Genomic DNA, 19266 nt, shown 5'->3' with positions numbered 1-19266 from the left:
GCCTGGCGGCACTGTCCCTGAGGGCCGCCGGGTCGCCGTACGAGTCGAGCCCGAGGGGATCAGGGTTCCTCAGTGCGCCGGCGAGGGCTGCTCGGGTGGGCGGCGGGCGGCGTGGCCGGCGTCGGCCAGGGCGACACCGAGCAGCACGAGCGCGGCCACGACGGCGGCGACCAGCGGCGGAGCGAGATACAGGGGTACGGCAGCCGCCGCTAGCGTGGCGATGGCGACGACCCGGCGGATCGACAGCCGGTCGAACACGACCCGTTCCAGACGGATGCGGCCGTAGAGGAACAGCGCCGGACCGCCGAGGACCACCAAGAGCCACACCGGTTCCGGCCGGCCCCCGGGTTGTTTCAGGACGATCTCGTAGCCGACGGCGGTGGTGACGATCCCGACCACCATGACGATGTGGGCGATGCCGGTGGCGCGGCCGGCGGCCAGCCGGTCCCTGGCAGCGGCGACCGCGTCGGTGAGGACCTGTCCGGAGCGGTAGAAGTAGATCCGCCAGAGCAGCACCGTCGACAGGTACGCCACCACCAGCGCCGCCGACGTGGCCGCGGTGGCCGGCTGGTCGGTGAAGGTGATGCCCGCGGCCAGGACGGTCTCCCCGAGGGCGATCATCAGCAACTGCTGGTAGCGCTCGGGCAGGTGGCGGCCGCTGTCCATCGCCCACGCGCTGATCGGTGGCCGGGCCCGGCCGGGTATTGGCCAGCGCAGTTGAGCGGCGACGATGTCCACCGTCACCGCGATCCCCCAGAGGGCGGCCCGGGCGACGCCGCTGACCAGCCCGCCGGCGATCCAGATCGCCGCCGCGGCCGTGCACCACAACACCGATCGGACGTAGAGGTCGCGCAGGGCGTGGCCGTGCAGGTTGGGCAGGAGGATCAGTGGGCGGGCGCAGTGCAGGATCAGGTACGGCAGCACGAACGCCCAGCCCCGGCTGGCGAACGCGTACGGCAGTGACGAGGCCATGACCAGCAGGCCGAACGCGCTGGCCAGCACGATCAACTGGATCTTGCGGCGGCGGGGGTCGAACCAGCTGGTGATGTGCGCGGTGGTGATCCACAACCAGATCAGCGGCATGGCCAGGACCAGCAGGTACGCCAGCGACCGCCACCGCACGAGCGGATCGCCCGCGGTGACGTCCTGCATCACCCGGTCGACCACCCCCGCGAGGGCGAACACCAGCACCAGGTCGACGAAGAGTTCCAGGAAGTTCGCCTGCCGCACGTCCTCGCGGCGTTCCAACAGGTCCCGTCCGTCACCTCCCCGCAGCCCCATGCCGCCCATGCTCGCCCCCGTGACACCGCCCCGGAGGCCGGTTGGACGCGGTCCACCCACAGGAAGTTGGTCCCGGCGCCGTTCGATCATCCTCCGAAAGCAACCCCGTGGTCTCGACGGAAACGTCCGGACCGGCCGTTCACGGGTTCGTCACGCGAAGCCGGGTAGGTGAGGGGCGCAGCCGGACACGCACCCGCCCCGCGCGACGACCGGAGCGAGGTCTTCGACGACGAGCAGCGAGGATGGCACACCGCCCCAGCCTCGTACGGCCGCCGGGCGAGTCGACGAGCCTGTGGCACCAGGGGCTGTCGCTCGGGTCCAAGGCGTTGCAGGAGGCGACGCCGCTGAAGGGCTTCGACGCGTACGTGGTCGGCTTCCACCCGGCGAAGGACGACCCGTCGATGCAGATGGAGGCGCACCACTACTGCCGGCAGGTCAACGACGACTTCCTGCAACGCGTGCTGTTCGACGGCAACACCGCCGAGGCGAACCTCATCGGCGTCGAGTACATCGTCTCCGAACGGCTGCACGCGACGCTGCCAGAGGCGGAGCGCCGCTACTGGCATCCGCACAACTTCGAGATTCTCGGCGGTGAGCTGATCGCCCCCGGGCTTCCGGAACCGGCGGAGCGGGCGCTGATGGCGATGCTGATGAACAGCTACGGCAAGACCTGCACACCTGGCACACCGGTCGCCTCGACACCGGCCCAGGGGATCCGCTGCCGCTGGGTGAGCCGATGCTGATGTGGTCGTTCAAGCGCGACGGCCAGTGCGACCCCGCCCTGAACAGCACCATAACGAGACCATGGGTGTCGACAGTGCCGAGAAGCGCGACTCCCGCTCCGGGCTGGTCGAGCACGCCCGCCCGCAGGAGGGCGTGGCCCTGCTCGACGAGGCGTTCCCGGACGGCACCCCGATCCCGGGGTGGTGGACCAGGCCGCCCGACGGTAGTCGGGCAAGCCACACCGGCGGCGCCGGCCGCCGACGTCACGCTGCTCGTGCTGGATCTCCGGGTGCGGACGTGCCGCCCGGTCGCCTGCTGTCGGGGGCTGCTGGCGCAGTGGCCATCGTCTGGCTGAACCACAAGGGCGCGTTCAATCGCGTCAAGGACAGTGATCGGGGCCTGCACTGGGTGAATCTCTTTGTCCTGTTCACCACCGCGCTGCTGCCGTTCCCGACCGCCGTCGTCTCGGACGCGCTTCAGGAGCACGACCAGCAGGACCAACGTGTGGCCGTCGCCTTCTACGCGCTGATCGGCGCGCTGCTCTGCGTGAGCTGGCTGGTGTTCTCCCACTACCTGGCTCGGCGCGGAGACCTGCTCGAGGAGGAGGTGAGTGAGCGGCACTTCGCCGCCGAGCGGGTGCGGGCACTCGTCGGGGTCATCCTCTATGCCGCCGCAGGGCTCATCGGGTACCTGGTCGCACCGCTCGCCGGCCTAGTGATCTTCGTCGTGCTGCCGGTGTTCTACGCCGTTACCAGCGCCGGTCTTTACCAGGTGCCGCTGACCCGCCGGATCACCCATCGTCCTCCGCCACCCGGCTGAGGGCGGGCGAACCGCCGTTTCACCCCGGCTGGCGTGGGTACCCGCCGCAATCCGGTTGGAGAGGGGATCCGAGGTGAACTACACCGAGTTCATCCAGTCCGTGGCAGCGCGACCGAAGGTTCCGCCGGGGCAGTCGGAACTGATCACCCGCGCCACGCTCGAGACGTTGGCAGAACGGATCACTGGCGGCCAGGCGAGGGACCTCGCCTCCCAGCTCCCTGAGGAGCTACGAGGCCTGGTGCGTAGGCCCACCGAAGATCCGGAACGGTTCGGGCTGGCCGAATTCTTCGAACGGGTGCAGTCACGGGCCGGGGTGGATCGCCAGGTGGCCACCGACGGGGCACGGGCCGTGCTGGATACCCTTCGTGAGTCGGCCAGCGCGAAGGAGTACGGGGACCTTGTCGACCAGTTGCCGCAGGAGTTCTGGCAGTTGACCGGGCCGGGGGCGGGACGGCTCGAGACCCGCCGGATCGGCACCTAGCCAGGGCGCGGACCCGCCAAGAGCTCGGGCGGTAGCGGCGCCGGGCGGCCACGCCGGCGCCGCCGGTCAGGGTTGGTACTGGCTGCGGGTGCGAGGCAGCCACTGGGGATGGTGGTCGCGCAGGTAGCGGACCAGTCCCTCGCGAAGCTCGCAGCGTAGGTCCCAGGCGCTGGCGCCGTCCGAGGCCGAGGCCTGCACCTGGATGACCACTGTCTGCGGTGTGACATCGACCATCTGGAGCACCCACTGGTCTCGATCCCACAGGGGGGAGGACTCGACCAGTCGGCGTGCCTCCTGGCGCAGGTCGTCAAGGTCGGCGGTGTGGTCGACATGGATCTGGATCTTGCCGAGCACCCGGAACTCGTTCCGGGTCCAGTTCTGGAACGGCCGCTCAGTGAAGTACGTAGTCGGCAGAATGAGTACCCGGTCATCCCAGAGCCGGATCACCACGTTGGTCAGCTTCACCTCCTCGACCCGGCCCCATTCGCCGTCCACCACCAGCACGTCGCCTACGTGCATCCCGTCGGCGAAGGCTATCTGGATGCCGGCGAACGCATTGCCGAGCGCGGTTCGGGCGGAGAGGCCGATCACCGCGCCGATCACGCCGGCCGAGGTCAGAATGGAGATGCCGGCGAGGCGTACCGGCCGGAAGGTAATCAGGATCAGGCCGATTGCGACGACCGTGACCACAGCGACGGTGAGCCGCCGCACGGGGCGGATCTGGGTCCGGGCCCGCCGGATCCGCCGGCTCGTGACCAGATCGCTCGGCAGCTTGCTGAACGCGACCGTTTCGACGACGTTCAATGTCCTGATCGCCAGCCACGAGCTGAGGGCGATCAGGGCCAGCAGACGGTGTGCCGCAGATAACGCTGCCACTCGGCCGGTCCGGGCGGCAGCGCGTAGTACAGCGCCCCGACCGGCAGGACCGCGGCCGCCGGTCGGCGGCAGGCGTGCCGCAGCGGCTCCAGCAGCCACCTGTAGCGGCCGCGGGCAGCCCGGCGGATCAGCACGCCGGAGACCAGGTCCACGACCACAGCCGCCGTCAGCGCGGCCAACACGATCAACGCGGTACGCATCAGAGGCCGTCCACCGTGATCCCGATGCCGCCTCTCCTGAACTCGCGAGCCGCACTACCCGCCTTCCAGGGTGTCATCGGACCCAGTGGCGAGCGGCGGATACCTGGAATGCCAGCAAATCGTGACGGACGTCCGACGACATGCTGCTTGAGCCGGTGCAAGCAGCCTTCCACGACGTTGCGCTGCTTGTAGATCACCTTGTCGAAGGTCGGTGGCCGCCCGCCGGCGGGCCAACAGGGTGGGCCGCCGTGGACGAGGCCTACGGCAACAACGCCCTCTTCCGCGCCCACCTACGCCAACTGCGGTTGGGCTGTGTCGCGGCCCTCCCAAAGTGGCCATAAGAGCCGAAACGCTCTGCGAGGATGAACCACCAGTACGGGCTGGTCGGGGTAGTCGTCTCGGCGGGCTGGCTTCGGCTCTACCACTACCTCAGCCGGCACGGGGAGCTGCAACGGCACGTCACATTCGGGTTCTTCGTCGTCGAGCGGCTCCGCGCTGTTCGGGATCATGGCCTACACGCGGTCGGAGAGGTCAGCACGACCCGCCTGGTGACGATGGACGGCGGCGAGCCGGCTACCGGCAGGAGCACCGATGACCCCCAGTGAACAGCACCGCCCGGAGATCGTCGTCGGACTGGTGGCGACCCCGCCGGACCATCCGGCCCGGGTGGCCGCGCGGCTCACCGTCGAGCTGGCCGACCGGCTGGCCGAGCGGGTGGACGCCGGCGTGCGGTGGACCGTCCGGGAAGGCTGGGGTGAGGTGGCGCCGCGCCGCGACGGCGGTGTTGAGGCGCTGCTCGACGATGTTGCCCAACGGCGCACCGACGACCGGTGGGATGTGGCGATCTGCCTGACCGACCTGCCGCTGTACATCGAGCGGGCGCCGCTGGTCGCCCAGACCTCCGCCCGCCGCCGAGTCGCGATGGTGTCTCTGCCCGCGCTGGGACTGAGCCAGCTGCGAGCGGCCCGCGCGGCCGTTCCGGATCTGGTGAGCCGACTACTCACCGACGCTTCCGACGAGCGGGTGGCGCCGGCCGGCTGGGCACCGGGCGAGATGGCAAACCGGGTTGCCGCCATCCAGCGGGTGGTGGGCGAGGCCGACGCGGGGGAACTGCGTTACGTCGACTCGCGGCTGACCGGCCGGGTGCGGCTGCTGACCGGAATGGTCAAGGCCAACCGCCCGGGGCGCGCCCTGCTGGGCCTGTCCAAGCTGCTGGTGGGCGCGTTCGGCACGGCCGCGTTCGCGCTCACCACGGACACCATCTGGCAGGTGGGCGAAGCACTCGGCGGGCTCCGGCTCGCCGTGATCATGATACTCGGGCTGACCGCGTTGGTGGCCTGGCTGATCGTCGCGCACGACCTGTGGGAGAAACCAGACCGGGAGACACCGGCTGAGCTGGCCCGGCTGTTCAACCTGGGTACGATCCTCACCCTCACTCTGGCCACGGCGGTGTCCTACCTGGTGCTGTTCGCCGGAACGGTGCTCGCCGCGGCACTGCTGATCGACACATCCGTACTCGAACAGACCCTGCAACGGCCGGTCGATTCCACCGACTACCTGACGCTCGCCTGGATCACCAGCTCGCTGGCCACCGTCGGCGGCGCGATCGGCTCCGGGCTGGAGAACGAGGACACGGTACGAGCCGCCGCCTACGGCTACCATCCCGAACCCGGCGGCTGGCGAGACGAGAAGGACGGCTAGCCCCACAACGGGCGGGGCGAGCCGGCGCATGCCCCGAGCGACTCGGCGGCCACCACGGACCGGTGCTGAGCAGCGAGGTGGGGCCGCCGCCTCGCTGGGCAGGCAGCTGACGGTGACTATGTGGGGCTCCCGACGGGCACCTTCCCTGGGGACATCCGTCCGCGTGGTCCTGCCGATCACGGACTCGGCCGGTCCCGGGGTGGCCTGACCACGAAGATCCACCTGGCGTGCGAGCAGGGCCAGAAGCCGCTGTCGATCCTGGTCACCGCCGGGCAGCGCGGGGACTCGCCGCAGCTTCGTGCCGGTGCTGCGGGGTATCCGGGTGCCCCGGCTGGGACCAGGCCGAGCACGGCAGCGGCCGGTTCGGGCGCGCGGCGACAAGGCGTACTCGTCGCGGGCCAATCGCGAGTATCTGCGCCGCCACGGGATCAAGGCCACCATCGCCGAGCCCGCCGACCAGGCCCGCAACCGTAAGAAGCGCGGCGCAGCCGGTGGCGGGCCACCAGTGTTCGACGTCGAGGACTACAAGGCCCGTCACGCCGTGGAGTGCGGCATCAACCGGCTCAACCGCCACCGAGGCGTAGCCACCCGCTACGACAAACTCGCCGTCCGTTTCGAAGCTGCCGTGCACGTCGCCGCGATCACGAGTGGCTCTGACCACCGAGCATCACCTCATGCGAAGCTGGGCCGGCTGACCAGCAGAGCAGGGAGACACCGGATGGCCGCCGACTACTACTACGCCGACACCGAGAACGGCGACCACATCGACGACCCCTCCGAAGACGCCCTGTTCATGCTCATCGACGAGCTGAACCACGCTGACAACACCTTCGTCACGATCAACCCCGCCGACGACGACCCGGCCTGGTACGCCTCGATCTCACTACTCGACGACGACACCTACCAAGTCGAACGCCGTGACACCCACCAGCACATCCACGACCTCACCATCGAGACCGACCCCGGCCACATCGCCAAAGACCTCACCATCTGGCTAGCCAGCCGCAACTACCCCAACCAACCAGCCTGAACCTCAGCCCGTACATCTAAAACAGGCCCTACGTGCGGGCTCCCGGACAGCGGCGGCATGGTGCGGAGACCAGCGGGTACGGGGTCCGCATGGCTGACCTGATGCCGTCGCGCAGCCACCCGGGCGGCATCGGCGACGCCGGCGACGCGGTCGGGCAGGCGTGACTCCCCGGGCCGGACGATGACCGGCGACGGCGATGCGCGCCCAGCCCGGCAGGGAGGGAGCGACGAAGCCCGGCTGAACGGGCTCGCCCGCCGGCTGGACAAGCCGATGGGCGTGCTCGGCATCCTGTTCCTGGTTCTCGTCCTCGGCCAGGCGATGACCCACGACGAACCGCTGGCCACCGTGCTGACCGTCGCCAGTTGGGTGCTGTGGGCCGTGTTCGTCGTCGAGTTCGCGCTGCCTGCCTGGCTGGCCCGCCACCGTGCCGGCGAGTTCTGGAAGCGCAACCGGTGGCAGGTGATCTTCCTCGCCGTACCCTTCCTGCGGTTCGCCCGGGCGGCCACCGCCCTGCGCGCGGCGCGCGGCACCGGGGTGGTGGCCGCGGCCGTCCGTGGTTCCCGATCGGCGGGCCGGCTGCTGACCGACCGGCTGGCCTGGCTCGGGGTGGTCACCGTGGCGATCACCCTGTCCCACTGTCACCGCGGGTCGTCGAAGCCCTCGGTGGCCCGTTCGCGGCGCAGGTGCGCCAGCGCCCGCCGGCCCAGGTCGGTGTCCTCCCGGCCGAGCGCCTCGTACATCGTCGCGACCTTCTCGTACGGCTGGGCGGGCGGCAGCAGCGGGATCGCCGGATCCACCATCGCCTCGATGAGCGTCGGCCGGTCCGCCGACAGGGCCCGGTCCCAGGCGGCGTCGACCTCGGCCGGCGTGCTGACCCGGACGCCGTGCAGGCCCAGCAGCTCGGCCCAGCGGGCGTACGGGGCGTCCGGCAGGCGCTGGGAGTCGACGAAGCGGGGATCGCCCTCCATCTCCCGCTGCTCCCAGCTCACCTCGGCGAGATCGCGGTTGTGCAGCACCAGCACCACGAACCGGGGATCCGCCCAGTCCCGCCACCGGTGGGCGACGGTGAGCAGCTCGGCGAGCCCGTTCATCTGCATGGCCCCGTCCCCGGCGAGGGCCACCACCGGCCGGTGCGGCTCGGCGAGCTTCGCGGCCAGCCCGTACGGCAGCGCCGAACCCATCGAGGCCAGCGTGCTCGACAGGTGCGCGTCGACACCGACGGGCAGCCGCAGGTGCCGCGCGTACCAGTAGGTCACCGAGCCGACGTCCACCGACACCTGCGCGTCCCCGGGCAGCCGGTCGGTGAGGGCGTGCACGACGTACTGCGGGTTGAGCGGCTCGGCCTCGGCGGTGGCCCGCTGGCGGGCGATGTCGCGCCACCGGGTCACCTCGCCCTCGACGCGCTGCCGCCAGCTCCGGTCGGACCGGGGCGTGAGCAGTGGCAGCAGGGCCCGGATGGTCTCGGCGGCGTCGCCGAGCAGCGGCACCTCCACCGGGTAGCGCATGCCGAGGCGCCGGCCGTCGATGTCGATCTGCACCGCCCGGGCCTGTCCCGGCGCCGGGTAGAACTCCGACCAGGGATCGTTGCTGCCGAGGATGAGCAGCGTGTCGCACTCGCTCATCAGGGCGCTGCTGGCGGTGCTGCCGAGGTGTCCCATCACGCCGGTGTGGAACGGCAGCGACTCGTCCAGCACTGGCTTGCCCAGCAGCGACGCCGTCACTCCCGCGCCGAGCGCCTCGGCCAGCTCGACCACCTCGCCGGCGGCGGCGCGGGCGCCCTGCCCCACCAGGATCGCCACCCGCTGGCCGGCGTCGAGCAGGTCGGCGGCGGCCCGCAGGTCCTGCGCGCGGGGGCGCAGCTCGGGCACCGGCAGACCGGGGTTGGTCACCATGATCCCGTGCTCGTGGGCCCGCAGGTCGGGGGCGGGGGCGGTCTGCACGTCGTGCGGCAGGATCACGCAGGTCGGGCTGCGGGTGGCCAGTGCGGTGCGGATCGCGCGGTCGAGGAGCATCGGCAGTTGCTCGGGCGCGTACGCGGTCTGCACGAACTGGGCGCACACGTCGCCGACGAGCCGGACCAGGTCGATCTCCTGCTGGTAGCCGCTGCCCAGCACCGACGTCACCTGCTGTCCGACGATCGCGAGCACCGGCTGGGAGTCCAGCCGGGCGTCGTAGAGGCCGTTGAGCAGGTGCACCGCGCCCGGCCCCTGGGTGGACAGGCAGACCCCCAGCCCGCCGCTGTACTTCGCGTGGCCGCACGCCATGAGCGCTGCGGTCTCCTCGTGCCGGGCCTGCACGAACTCCGGCCGCCCGGCACGGCGCAGCGCGCCCATCACCCCGTCGATGCCGTCGCCGGAGTAGCCGAAGACCCGTTGCACGCCCCAGTCCGCCAACCGGGCCACCACCAGATCCGACACCGTCGCGTCCGTCATCGCCGCCTCCTCGCCCCGACTCGCCCTCCCAGCATGGGGCGATACCCCGGACTGTCGCGTCGAACCGGACCCACGGCACCGCTTCGAGTGGCCGTGCCGGCAGCCTCCGGTCAACCCGTCGGTCGACGTCACCGGACGGCGCCAGCAGATGAGGCTGATCGGCCACTCAGCGCGGCCCTGCTCAGGATGGCGGAGGCCAGCCCCGGGAGTAGGGTGGCTTGCGGGTCAAGACACGCGCCCGGTCCGCCAACCGCGCTTCGAACGCCGTGGCGGGACGACCTTGACCGATGCACCAGATCGGGAGCGCCATGTCCAGCATCGAACGGCCCTCCGAGCACCGGACTCAGCTCGCCGAACCGATCATGACAGTGGCTCTGGAAAGCGACGGCCCGGTGGCGGTGATCGCCGTCTGCGGCGAGGTCGACATGAGCACCGCGCACCTCATCACCGATCTGACCGAACAGGTGGTCGCCCGGAAGCCCGTGCGGCTCGTACTCCATCTCTCGAAGGTCACGTTCTTCAGCGCGCACGGCATCACCGCTCTGCTGAGAGCGCAGCGCGCCGCCACCCGCGTCGACGTCAGGCTGACCCTGCGCGATGCCGCCCCGTGCGTCACCCGACTGCTGACGGTGGCCCACATCCGGATGGACACGGAGGAGACGACGGTGCCGCCGATCATCAGGGTTGCGGGGGACCGACGATCTGCGGCTCCGGGCCAGCCGGTGGGTGGGGACTGGCTGTAGGTGTGTGGTCGGCGTTCGGCAACCGGTGTCACACTGTCGGGGTGTGCCGCCGACTGGTGGCGACGGGTCGGGCGCCTGTGAGGCACGACGCCCCGCTGCGGGCGTTCGCCTCTGGACCTGGTGTGACGTACGACCCCCTCGACTCCATCTCCCGGCCGACTGCCGCGAGCCGCATGGCGGTGTTGCCGCATCTGCCCACGGCGGCCACGGCGTGTGTGGAGGGGCGCCGGTTCGTGGCCGATCACCTGAGCCGGTGGGGGGTGCCGTTCCAGGTCTGCGACACGGTGGTGTTGCTGACCAGCGAGTTGCTCGCCAATGCGGTACGGCACGGCCCGCCGCCGCTGTGCCTGCAACTGGATGCCGACCAGCACCGGGTGCGGGTGGAGGTCTCGGACTCCAACCCGGTGCTGCCGGTGCTCACCCGCCCGGACTTCGAGGCGATCGGCGGTCGAGGCCTCTGGCTGGTCGACACCATGGCCGGGGCATGGGGTTGCACGCCACAGCCGTCCGGCAAGGTGGTGTGGTACGAGGTGCCGCTCACCTAGGTCGTGACGGTGACGGGGGCGCGGGCCTTCCCCGGCAGGGCTGTCGTCGGACGGCCGACCGGCCGTGCTTCCTCCCGCCCGGTCCGCCGCGGACTCCCGTCGCCCGACAGGAAGGCCTCGGCGCCGGTGATGCGCAGGACCCGTGCGGTTACCCCGTGGGCTCCGCGGACGTGGAACCGGTGGCGCTGACGAGATGAATGTCGCGCCCCGGCACCCGGTGCGTCCCGGTCGCCGACGGACTATCCGTTGTCGAAGAGTGGGGAACCACGTGCCAACCTCCCACCTGGGATGAGATGGGCGCGCGGCTTGACCCAGCGATGAGCGTGGTGCCCGATCGGCGGCTCCGCCACTGCCCGTCCGGCAGGCCGGCGGGTGGGACGGGGCAGTCGCGGCGGGCGTGTGAGGCCATCGCCTCGGCCTCGCCGAGCAGTCCGGCGGGTGCCCGCGGCCGAACGGTCGACCGGCGGGCACCCGCCCTTCGACGGGGCGTGGCCGGAGCCCCGCCGCTCGAGTCGGGCGTCGTCGCGCTGCTGCGGCTCGTCTCCCCGGTCGGCGAGCCCGTCGGGTGGTCGATCCGCCGGCCTCAGGGGGTGCTGGCGTCGGCGTAGCGCAGGACGGCGCCGATGCCGTGCTTCAGTGGTGCCTCGTCGGGCCCGACGAGGACGAGTTCGGCGTCGGTGCCGGCGATGGCGCGTAGCAGTGCGGCGTCGGCGCGCACGCGCTGGGGGTTCTGCACGCCGAGGGCGCGCAGTGCCTGTTCGTCGGCCGCGACGGAGGTGGGGTCGTCCGGACCGATCCAGAGGGTGTCGGTGGAGGAGGCGTCGTTGACCAGCAACACGGTGTCGACCTGCCCGCGCTGGAGCCCGGCCACCACCGACGATGACCGACTTGCCGGAGTCGACGAGCCGGTCGAGCCTCGGCCAGCCCGGTCGGCGCGGTACCGTCGCCGGCCTGGGCCTGGTAGCGGTCGACGACGTCGCGGACGTGGCGGTCGGCCACCTCGGCGATGGCCTGCACGGTCACGTCGTCGAGGGCGGAGTTGTCGGCTCCGGCGTGCCGGGAGCCGGCGTCGGTGCGGACCGTGCGGTCGCGCCAGCGGACGGGCAGCCGCTCCACGAACAACTGTGCCGCCCGGACGTCCCCTCCGACGACGATCACCTCGGCGCCGACGGACTCGGCGAGATCCACCGTGGCGGCGGCCACGTCGCCGGCGTTGCGTTGCCAGGACACCTCGGCCGCCTGCTGGTAGCGCCGGTGCGACCAGCCGCCGACCTGCACCTTGCGCAGCGGGAAGGTCTCGCCGCCCTCGACCGTGCGCTGCCGCAGCGTGCCGTCGGCGGTGATCGCGTCGAGGTCGCCGCCGGTACGGTCGGCGAGTACCCGGACATGCGGAACCTCCTCGCCGCGCTGGGCGAGCAGCGGCATGACGTGTGGCAGGGGGCCGTGCTGCGCCTCGTCGCTCGGTGGGGGAGCGGGTAGCGGCTCGACCAGGGCGACCTGCCCGGCGCGGGCGAACAGCGCCAACCCGTACCGGCCGGGCCGGGTGGGCCGGTCACGGACCGCCCCGTCGAGTGCGTCCAGGGTGGCCGGGTCGGCGCCCTGGCCGGCCAGGTCCTCCCGCAGCGCCCGCCAGCGCAGTTCCACCTCGTGGTCGGCGTTCTCGCCGGCCCGGCTGGCGTCCAGGTAGACCGACGCCCACGGGCCGGGCTGGTCGAACAGCGGTCGCAGAAAACGCAGGTTCATGTCAACACCTCTCGTCGTTCCTCCCGAACTCCTACCTCGACATCTCCCGGCGTCACGTCCCGAAGGGGGACGGAGGCAATCTCGGCGGCGCGGGCGGTCATTCCTTCGGCGTCGGTCAGCTACTCCGTACCGAGGGGGAAGCAGCCGGCGAACGGGTCGTGGTAGGTCCGCCAGGTCTCCTCGCCGTCGGCGAGTTCGGCGTCGGTCAGCAGGCAGCCGGCGAGGGCGCGGTGCAGCTCGACGGGATCGACGTCGAGGCCGATGAAGACCAGGTGCTGGTGCCGGTCGCCGTAGTAGGGGTCCCACTCCAGGGCGGCGGCGAGCCGGCGCTGGTCGCACACGTGCTCCCAGCCGGTTTCGGGCAGGCTCACCAGCCAGTGCCCGAGGGATCCCATCGCCAGGCCGCCGCCGGCGAACTCCCAGGCCACGACCGTGTCGGGTTGGCTGGCCAGCCAGAGGTGGCCCCGGGAGCGGATGACCTCGGCGTTGACCTCTTCAAGGATGTCGTGCAAGCGCTGGGGGTGGAACGGGCGGCGGCCGCGGAAGACGGCGGAGACGATTCCGCAGTCGGGCTCCGGCTCGTGCGTGCCGAGGGTGTAGCCCTGTAGGCCCCGGGCGAGGACGCCGGGGGTCTCCGGCCGGTGCCGGTGGGTGTGGCGCAGTTGGCGGGTGAGCGCGTCGGCGTCGACGAGATCGCCGTCGACCCGGAAGTGCGCCGCCCACGGCGCCATCCGCTGGAGCAGGACCGTGATCCTGCCGGTGTCGAACTCCCCCTCCCGGGACCGTCCCCAGAGCACCAGGGTGTCGGCGTACTCGATCTGCCGGACCACGACGTCGGCGAGCCCGCGGTGGTCGTCCTCCGCGGCCTGGATGCCGAGCGTGGCGAGGTCGTCGGTGCTGGCCAGGCCGTCGAGCAGGTGCTCGGCGTCGAGGACGGTGACGTAGGAGTCGACGCGGATGAGGTCGGTGACCGGTGTGCCGTCGACGAGGTGGTGGGCGCAGGCGGCGGCGACCGCCTCGGGTTCCACCACCTCGGGCAGCATCAGCACCAGATCGTGGCCGGGGTTGTCCCGGGTGAGCCGGACGAGGGTGGGCAGCACGTCCTCCCGCAGCGTGCAGGAGGCGCAGCCGTGCGCCAGGGCGATCCGCTCGTCCTCGACGATGCCGGTGCCGGTGCGGACCACCCGGCGGACGACGCCGTCGCGGATGCCGGCGAGGTCGTGTCGCACCAGCAGCAGCGACGGGTCGGCGGCGAGCAGCGTACGGGCGACGGCGAAGGTCGCCGCCGGCCAGAACCCGGACAGCACGGTCAGCGACGGGCGGGTACCGGCGTCGGATGTCTCGACGCGGATCGGGGCCTGCGGGGACGACGTCATCATGTTCCTCTCGGCTTAATGAAAACGATTGTCATTCTAGGCGGACGACGGCTGTCGGCGCGAGTCGCGTCCCCCGTCCCGGCCGGTCGCGTGGCTTCGCCGGTGTCGGTGGCCCCTGCGCGTGTCGGCCGCCGCGTCGGGGCCCGCCCTCGCGACCCGGCGCGGATCCGCCCGAACGGATGATGTAAAAATGAAAACCGTTGTCGTTAGCGTGAACCACCTGAGCAAGGAGCGATCACTGTGTCCAGACGTTGTGACGTCACCGGCGCGCGGCCGAGTTTCGGCAATGCCGTGTCCCACTCCCACCGGCGCACCCGCCGCCGCTGGAACCCGAACCTGCAGAACCACCGCTACTGGCTGCCGTCCGAGCGACGGTGGGTCGCCCTGACCCTGACGGCGAAGGCCCTGAAGACCGTCGACCGCAAGGGCATCGAGCGCGTGGTCGCCGAACTGCGCGGCAGGGGAGTGCGGCTCTGATGGCCCGGCAGACCGACGTACGCCCGATCGTCCGGCTGCGCAGCACCGCCGGCACCGGCTACACGTACGTGACCCGCAAGAACCGCCGCAACGACCCGGACCGGCTGGTGCTGCGCAAGTACGACCCGGTCGTACGCCGGCACGTCGAGTTCCGCGAGGCGCGCTGATGGCCCGCAAGAGCCTCGGCCGTCGGCAGGCGCGCCGCGAGAGCCTCGTCGCCCGGCACGCCGAGGCGCGGGGCGAGCTGAAGCGGGCGGTCAGCCACCCGGACACCGACCCGGACGTACGAGCCGAGGCGGCGCGCCGACTCAGCCGCCTGCCCCGGGACTCCAGCCCCGTACGCCTGCGCTCCCGCGACCAGATCGACGGCCGCCCGCGCGGCGTGCTGTCCCGGTTCGGGCTGTCCCGGGTGCGGTTCCGCGAGCTGGCCCTGCGCGGTGAGCTGCCCGGGGTGCGCAAGGCGTCGTGGTGACGTCGCCGCGCCCCGCCCGCGACGCGGGAGGCCACCGCGCGGATCACCGCCACCTGCACCACCGCGCGCGCGGCGCATCGTCCTGGTCGCCACCGCCGTCTTCCTCACGGCCTGGCTGATCGCCCCACGACACGGCCTGCTGACCAGGCGGCGGCGCCGGTCTTCACCCCTGGCCGATCCGGCGGGAAGCTTGACCGGCGTCGCCAGGATTGCGCCAGACACGAGGCGGAGGTGCGCGTGCGGTTCGAGGTACTGGGCCCGGTGCGGGTGTGCGCGCCGGACGGCGAGGCGGCCCTGGCGCCGAAACCACGGGCACTGCTCGCCGCGCGTGGCCGGTCGGTCACGAGCGAGCGACTGCTGGCTGGGCGCGGCGGGCACTGGCGGAAGGCCGGCACGTCGAGGCGGCCACCGAGCTGGCCGGTTGGGTCGCCGAACAGCCCACCGCCGAAGGGCTCGTCCCGCAGCTGATGCTCGCGCTGTACCGGTCCGGCCAGGCCGGCGACGCGCTGACCGCGTATGCAGCCTCGTCCCGGAGCCGTGGTGGTCCGACTAGACGAGCGGTGGGCGCGTGCCGGCCGCGTCGCTGGTGGGCCCGGGGCCGGGCCGCGGCCGGCAGGTGGCGACCCGCTGTCACAATTGGACACGCGTTCCGCTCGACCATTGTCGATGCCCGGCTCGGTCGGGCACCTGGGCTGTGAGGTCATCGCATCATGGGGAGACTCGTACTGCCGGTCGTCGTGACACTGCTGGCGCTGTCCGTGGTGCGATGGGCTTATCCGGACGCCCTGCGGGTTGATGGGTTCTGGCCGCTGGCGGCGGTCGCGCTGGTCACCTCCGTCGGAGCGGCGGCGACCCTGCGGCTGCTCCGCCTCGTCCTGACGCACGTGCCGCCGTGGATCAGTGGCCTCCTCGCCACTGTCGTCGCCTTTGCCCTGCTGACGTCGTTCACCGACGGCCCCGGCCTGGCGGCGGTCATCGGGGGGATCGTCATGGCGCTGGTGCTGCTCGTCTCCCTGCTGCGCGGCGGCGGACGCGCCCTGCGGGCGGAGCCGTTCCCGCCGGACGTCCTCGGCGTGGCGCGGCTAGCGGCACGGTTCGCGGTGCCGCTGCTCTGGTACCTCGCCGCCGTCGCGCTGGTGCCGGGCGTGCAGTCGGCGCAGCGGTGGCCGGGCGCGCTGCTGGGCGGCCTAGTCGCGGGCGGCACGCTGGTCATGGGCACGGCTCTGGCGTGGACCAGGCCGTGGCACGCCAGCGTGACGCCGGTGCCCGTGGACGGCCACCTCCAGGTCGCGTACGGCGGGATCGGCCACCTCGTCGGGGTCGGCGATCCGCGCGCCGGCAGGGAGCTGCGGGTGATGGGATCCGCCGGCGTGCTGGTCGAGCTGGCGGGTCTGCTGCCGAGCCCGATCCCGGAGCGCATCCTGCCGTACCTCGACCGCCTCACGCCCGGCCTGGTGCGGGCGGTCTGCGTGGTCGAGACCCCGCAGCGCGTGCTGCTCGCCTCCGCCGGCTACGGCGAGGCCGTGCACCTGTGGGATCCCGCGACCGGTGAGGCGGTGCACGCCCTCGCCGGCCACCGGGGGCCGGTGAACGCCCTGTGCGCCGTGCCGGCCGGCGACACCGTCCTGCTCGCTTCCGGTGGGGACGACCGGGGGATACGGTACTGGGAGCCCGAGACCGGCCGTCAGCTCCGGGCCGTCGGCCGTGAGATGCGCCCGTCCGTCCGGGCGCTGTGCACCGTGGCGGTGGACGGTCAGCTCCTGCTCGCGGCCGGTTACGCGGACGGCGTCGTCCGGCTGTGGGACCCGGTGCGGCTGCGGCTCGTCGGTCAACTGGGCGCCCAGCGGGGCGGCGTCAACGCACTCTGCGCGGTCACCGTCGATGGCGCGGTCCGGCTCGCCTCAGCTGCCGGCGACGGGACCGTGGTCCTGTGGGACCCGGCTACGGGTGAGGGCCTCGGCTCCTTCGACGACGGGGCTCCCCGGTACGCGCTCTGTGCCGTGGAGATGGATGGTGAGGTGCTCCTGGCCGCCGCTGGGGACGGCGTCGGCGTCACGCTGTGGGACCCGGCGAGGATGGCGCGCCGGGGCTCGCTGGGCACTGGCTCGGTGATCAGCATGTTGCTCGACTCGACGGGTTGGATCCGGTCGATGTGCCAGCTCGGCACCGGCGACGACGCGTTCCTGATGCTCGCGGGGTACGACCGGGCGGTCCAGCAGATCCGGCTCCGGCCGGCGCTGCGGTCCCTCGCCGAGACCGAGAAGAACTCCTGATGGGGTTCGCTGGGCAGCGGCTCCGGTCGGGGGCCCCTGCTGCTTCGGGCGCGACGATCAGGGGAGTCGGGCATGGGTGACGCAGGCCGCACCGCCGACGCCGGAGACGCCCGGTCCGGTTCCCGCGGCGATCACCCGGGTGGCCGGCCCGTCCGGCCGGTCGCCGCTGTGCTGACCGCGGTCCTCCTCGGCCTGGCCTCGACGGCCACCTGGTACATCGAGCGGCGGTCCGATTCGTTGGAGCAGCAGCAGCGTGAGGAGGAGCGGGCCCTGTTCGAACGGGCGTGCAACGACCCGATCTCCGCTGCGGCCATGGTGATCAACATGCCGTCCTTCGCCAGCCGTTGCCCGGTGGGGCTGCGGCACCTGCTGTCGATACCGGCCGACGAGGTCCGCCCGGGTCCGGCGTTGGTCGACGCCTACCTGGACCGGCTGTTCGTCCTGCTCGGCGCCCAGGTCCCCGGCGGTGACGTCGGGCCGTACCTCAGCGCACTGCACCGCGACGACGACCACGCCGCCGCTCTCCGCGCGGCGAACCGGGCCGTCCGGTCCTGCCGGGCGGTGCTGCCGACCGGCCCGACGACGCCCACGCCCTCCCCGTCCGCTTCCGGGCCACCGGCGGGCTTCTGGGACGACTCGCAGCGCATCGAGGTGCGCCCGCAGCGCTCGACGGTGCGGGTGAGCGCCGCGCCGGGCGGCGTCACGGTGATCGACGTCCGGGTAGTCGAGACGACCCCGTCCTGCCTGACCCGGCCACCGGAGGAGGTGCCGGTGCCGCGGTACATCGGCACCACCGCCCTGAGCCTGTCCTTCAGCACCGGCACCGGTCCGAGCGGGCAGCGGGTGTGGCTGCTCGACCGTATCGACGCCTGCCCGGTGCACCCGGACCCGCTGGCCTCGGCCCCGATCATCGACACCGACTCGATGTTTCGGCACAGATCGATCCGGGCGAGCGCGACCGACTCCCTCTTCGCCTACGCCGGGAGCAGCTGCCCGCCGCCCAGCCCGGGGTGAGCCGCCGGCGCGACCGCGTCCGGACCGGGGGCGGGCACGGGACTCATCTCGAAGGCGTCGTAGTAGTCACTCATGCACCTACCCTCCGGCCTCCCGCAGAGTGAGGGTCAAGCCGGATCTGTTGCGCGGGGTCGGAGGTGACGCCGGTTCGCGAACTCCTGGGTGGCTGCCCAGGAAGCGAGCAAGGCGAGCTTGTCGGCGGATTCGGTGCCTTCCTCGACGCTGTACGTGCCGATGGAGAGGCCTGGCTCGCCGGGCAGCCCGAGGACGTCGAAGGATGTCGATCGCGCCGACCTGCGGGTGGCGGTACACCTTGCGACCAGTGCGGTGCTCGTGGACGTCCTGCTCAGCCCAGTCCTGGCGGAGTTGCGGGCTGAGCGTCGACAGTTCGCCGATCAGGGCGGTCAGGCCGCTGTTGAGCGGGTCGCGCCCTGCCTCCAGTCGCAGCATCGAGCAGGTCAACGGCGCCCTGATGCTGCACCGCCGTCTCGTGCGTGAGTACGAGAGCCGACCGGAGTCATCGGTGTCGCGTACCCTGTGGGCGTCGATGGTCAACATGGTCCGACGGCTGACCGGGACCAGCACCCCGTCCTGGCGGCACCGGTGAACCTTCCGACGATCCTCGACCTCATCGCCGAACGCGAGGCCACCGCGAGTCAGACCGCCAACCGGCTGGGGGAGCAGATCACCACACTCACCGCTGAACTCGCCCAGATCGAGCGTGAGCTGGCCGACCTGGTGACCACCCGCACCACACTGCGCGGGCTCACCGCAGCCGAGTTCACCGCTGATGATCCGACCATCGCCAGCGCCCCGTACCAGCAGATCCTGGCCATTCTCGACACCACGGCCACCGGCATGCGAGCCAAGGACATCTGCATCGCGCTCGGGGTAGAGCCCTCACCAAAGCACGTCGAAGGCGCCCGCGCGAAGCTGAAACGCATGGTCAACCGTCAGATCCTGACCGAAGACAAGCCCGGAGTATTCATACTCGCCCCGAAACGTACCTGAACTTCCGAAGCGCCCTCTGACATCTGTGTGAGGGCACCGCCTTGACAGGTTCGCGGCGTGCGCCAACCA

General features: G+C 71.8%; 21 protein-coding genes and 5 pseudogenes. 18 read left to right on the top strand and 8 right to left on the bottom strand.

Annotated elements, in window-relative coordinates:
• Positions 1-69: 69 nt before the first annotated feature.
• Positions 70-1281, bottom strand: coding sequence for a low temperature requirement protein A (locus ACLQ22_RS22545; RefSeq protein ID WP_425694063.1), 1212 nt, complete (start codon positions 1279-1281; stop codon positions 70-72).
• A gap of 242 nt (positions 1282-1523) precedes the next feature.
• Here ACLQ22_RS22545 and ACLQ22_RS22540 point away from each other — a divergent pair.
• From ACLQ22_RS22540 to ACLQ22_RS22530, 3 genes and pseudogenes are all read left to right on the top strand, one after another.
• Positions 1524-2002, top strand: a pseudogene (locus ACLQ22_RS22540) (DUF1264 domain-containing protein); the annotation flags it as partial.
• Between the two features lie 83 nt (positions 2003-2085).
• Entirely contained in the window at positions 2086-2823 is a 738-nt protein-coding gene (locus ACLQ22_RS22535; RefSeq protein WP_425694062.1) for a TMEM175 family protein, read from the top strand.
• Between the two features lie 73 nt (positions 2824-2896).
• Positions 2897-3304 carry a DUF2267 domain-containing protein gene (locus tag ACLQ22_RS22530; RefSeq protein ID WP_425694061.1) on the top strand — a complete coding sequence of 136 codons (408 nt, stop codon included), beginning with the start codon at positions 2897-2899 and terminating at the stop codon, positions 3302-3304.
• 66 nt (positions 3305-3370) lie between these two features.
• Here ACLQ22_RS22530 and ACLQ22_RS22525 read toward each other — a convergent pair whose 3' ends face one another.
• Genes ACLQ22_RS22525 through ACLQ22_RS22515 form a run of 3 tightly spaced genes read right to left on the bottom strand, consistent with a single transcriptional unit; the run spans position 3371 to position 4577 of the window.
• Positions 3371-4180 (bottom strand): mechanosensitive ion channel family protein, encoded by an 810-nt coding sequence (locus tag ACLQ22_RS22525; protein WP_425694060.1) that lies wholly within the window; start codon positions 4178-4180, stop codon positions 3371-3373.
• Positions 4141-4380 carry a hypothetical protein gene (locus tag ACLQ22_RS22520; protein WP_425694059.1) on the bottom strand — a complete coding sequence of 80 codons (240 nt, stop codon included), beginning with the start codon at positions 4378-4380 and terminating at the stop codon, positions 4141-4143. Before ACLQ22_RS22520 ends, ACLQ22_RS22525 begins: the two co-directional genes overlap by 40 nt.
• Complete coding sequence (locus ACLQ22_RS22515) at positions 4380-4577, bottom strand: hypothetical protein (RefSeq protein WP_425694058.1); 198 nt, start codon at positions 4575-4577, stop codon at positions 4380-4382. The genes ACLQ22_RS22520 and ACLQ22_RS22515 overlap by 1 nt, the downstream gene beginning before the upstream one ends.
• A gap of 165 nt (positions 4578-4742) precedes the next feature.
• Between ACLQ22_RS22515 and ACLQ22_RS22510 the strand changes: the two genes are divergently transcribed.
• From ACLQ22_RS22510 to ACLQ22_RS22495, 4 genes and pseudogenes are all read left to right on the top strand, one after another.
• Positions 4743-4985, top strand: coding sequence for a hypothetical protein (locus tag ACLQ22_RS22510; RefSeq protein WP_425694057.1), 243 nt, complete (start codon positions 4743-4745; stop codon positions 4983-4985).
• Positions 4972-6081 (top strand): hypothetical protein, encoded by a 1110-nt coding sequence (locus ACLQ22_RS22505; RefSeq protein ID WP_425694056.1) that lies wholly within the window; start codon positions 4972-4974, stop codon positions 6079-6081. The genes ACLQ22_RS22510 and ACLQ22_RS22505 overlap by 14 nt, the downstream gene beginning before the upstream one ends.
• Positions 6082-6225: 144 nt before the next feature.
• Positions 6226-6738: pseudogene (locus tag ACLQ22_RS22500) on the top strand (IS5 family transposase); the annotation flags it as partial.
• A 61-nt stretch (positions 6739-6799) separates the two neighbouring features.
• A complete protein-coding gene (locus tag ACLQ22_RS22495) occupies positions 6800-7111 on the top strand; it encodes a hypothetical protein (protein ID WP_425694055.1) in 312 nt (103 codons plus the stop codon).
• Between the two features lie 638 nt (positions 7112-7749).
• Here ACLQ22_RS22495 and ACLQ22_RS22490 read toward each other — a convergent pair.
• Positions 7750-9543 (bottom strand): thiamine pyrophosphate-requiring protein, encoded by a 1794-nt coding sequence (locus ACLQ22_RS22490; RefSeq protein WP_425694054.1) that lies wholly within the window; start codon positions 9541-9543, stop codon positions 7750-7752.
• Positions 9544-9851: 308 nt separating this feature from the next.
• On the opposite strand from ACLQ22_RS22490, the gene ACLQ22_RS22485 reads away from it, so the two are divergent.
• Together ACLQ22_RS22485 and ACLQ22_RS22480 are read left to right on the top strand one after the other, a co-directional pair.
• Entirely contained in the window at positions 9852-10286 is a 435-nt protein-coding gene (locus tag ACLQ22_RS22485; protein WP_425694053.1) for an STAS domain-containing protein, read from the top strand.
• Positions 10287-10408: 122 nt separating this feature from the next.
• On the top strand, positions 10409-10831 hold the full coding sequence (locus ACLQ22_RS22480) for an ATP-binding protein (RefSeq protein ID WP_425694052.1): 423 nt from the start codon (positions 10409-10411) through the stop codon (positions 10829-10831).
• 583 nt (positions 10832-11414) lie between these two features.
• Here ACLQ22_RS22480 and ACLQ22_RS22475 read toward each other — a convergent pair.
• Together ACLQ22_RS22475 and ACLQ22_RS22470 are read right to left on the bottom strand one after the other, a co-directional pair.
• Positions 11415-12574 (bottom strand): annotated as a pseudogene (locus ACLQ22_RS22475) (Vms1/Ankzf1 family peptidyl-tRNA hydrolase).
• Between the two features lie 119 nt (positions 12575-12693).
• A complete protein-coding gene (locus ACLQ22_RS22470) occupies positions 12694-13950 on the bottom strand; it encodes a CobW family GTP-binding protein (RefSeq protein WP_425694051.1) in 1257 nt (418 codons plus the stop codon).
• Positions 13951-14190: 240 nt separating this feature from the next.
• Between ACLQ22_RS22470 and rpmB the strand changes: the two genes are divergently transcribed.
• From rpmB to ACLQ22_RS22435, 7 genes and pseudogenes are all read left to right on the top strand, one after another.
• The gene (gene rpmB, locus ACLQ22_RS22465; RefSeq protein ID WP_121398048.1) at positions 14191-14427 is read left to right on the top strand and encodes a 50S ribosomal protein L28; all 237 of its coding nucleotides are present in this window, start codon (positions 14191-14193) and stop codon (positions 14425-14427) included.
• A complete protein-coding gene (gene rpmG, locus ACLQ22_RS22460) occupies positions 14427-14594 on the top strand; it encodes a 50S ribosomal protein L33 (RefSeq protein WP_013287204.1) in 168 nt (55 codons plus the stop codon). The genes rpmB and rpmG overlap by 1 nt, the downstream gene beginning before the upstream one ends.
• Positions 14594-14899, top strand: coding sequence for a 30S ribosomal protein S14 (gene rpsN, locus ACLQ22_RS22455; protein ID WP_425694050.1), 306 nt, complete (start codon positions 14594-14596; stop codon positions 14897-14899). Before rpmG ends, rpsN begins: the two co-directional genes overlap by 1 nt.
• 61 nt (positions 14900-14960) lie before the next feature.
• Positions 14961-15065, top strand: a pseudogene (locus ACLQ22_RS22450) (anchored repeat-type ABC transporter permease subunit); the annotation flags it as partial.
• 103 nt (positions 15066-15168) lie between these two features.
• Complete coding sequence (locus ACLQ22_RS22445; protein WP_425694049.1) at positions 15169-15597, top strand: BTAD domain-containing putative transcriptional regulator; 429 nt, start codon at positions 15169-15171, stop codon at positions 15595-15597.
• A 12-nt stretch (positions 15598-15609) separates the two neighbouring features.
• Positions 15610-17172, top strand: coding sequence for a WD40 repeat domain-containing protein (locus ACLQ22_RS22440; RefSeq protein WP_425694048.1), 1563 nt, complete (start codon positions 15610-15612; stop codon positions 17170-17172).
• Positions 17173-17244: 72 nt separating this feature from the next.
• Entirely contained in the window at positions 17245-18186 is a 942-nt protein-coding gene (locus tag ACLQ22_RS22435) for a hypothetical protein (protein ID WP_425694047.1), read from the top strand.
• Between the two features lie 78 nt (positions 18187-18264).
• Here the strand turns inward: ACLQ22_RS22435 and ACLQ22_RS22430 are convergent, their stop codons facing one another.
• A complete protein-coding gene (locus ACLQ22_RS22430) occupies positions 18265-18636 on the bottom strand; it encodes a hypothetical protein (RefSeq protein WP_425694046.1) in 372 nt (123 codons plus the stop codon).
• Here ACLQ22_RS22430 and ACLQ22_RS22425 point away from each other — a divergent pair.
• Positions 18635-18793: pseudogene (locus ACLQ22_RS22425) on the top strand (IS5 family transposase); the annotation flags it as partial. The gene ACLQ22_RS22430 and the pseudogene ACLQ22_RS22425 overlap by 2 nt on opposite strands.
• On the top strand, positions 18790-19197 hold the full coding sequence (locus ACLQ22_RS22420) for a hypothetical protein (RefSeq protein ID WP_425694045.1): 408 nt from the start codon (positions 18790-18792) through the stop codon (positions 19195-19197). The pseudogene ACLQ22_RS22425 and the gene ACLQ22_RS22420, both read left to right, overlap by 4 nt.
• The last annotated feature ends 69 nt before the right edge of the window (positions 19198-19266 follow it).

It is taken from the genome of Micromonospora sp. DT178, from assembly GCF_049841695.1.
In the GTDB taxonomy this organism is placed as follows: Bacteria; Actinomycetota; Actinomycetes; order Mycobacteriales; family Micromonosporaceae; genus Micromonospora.
The sequence above is the reverse complement of the archived record's forward strand: the minus strand, read 5'-3'. Positions and strand labels throughout refer to the sequence as shown.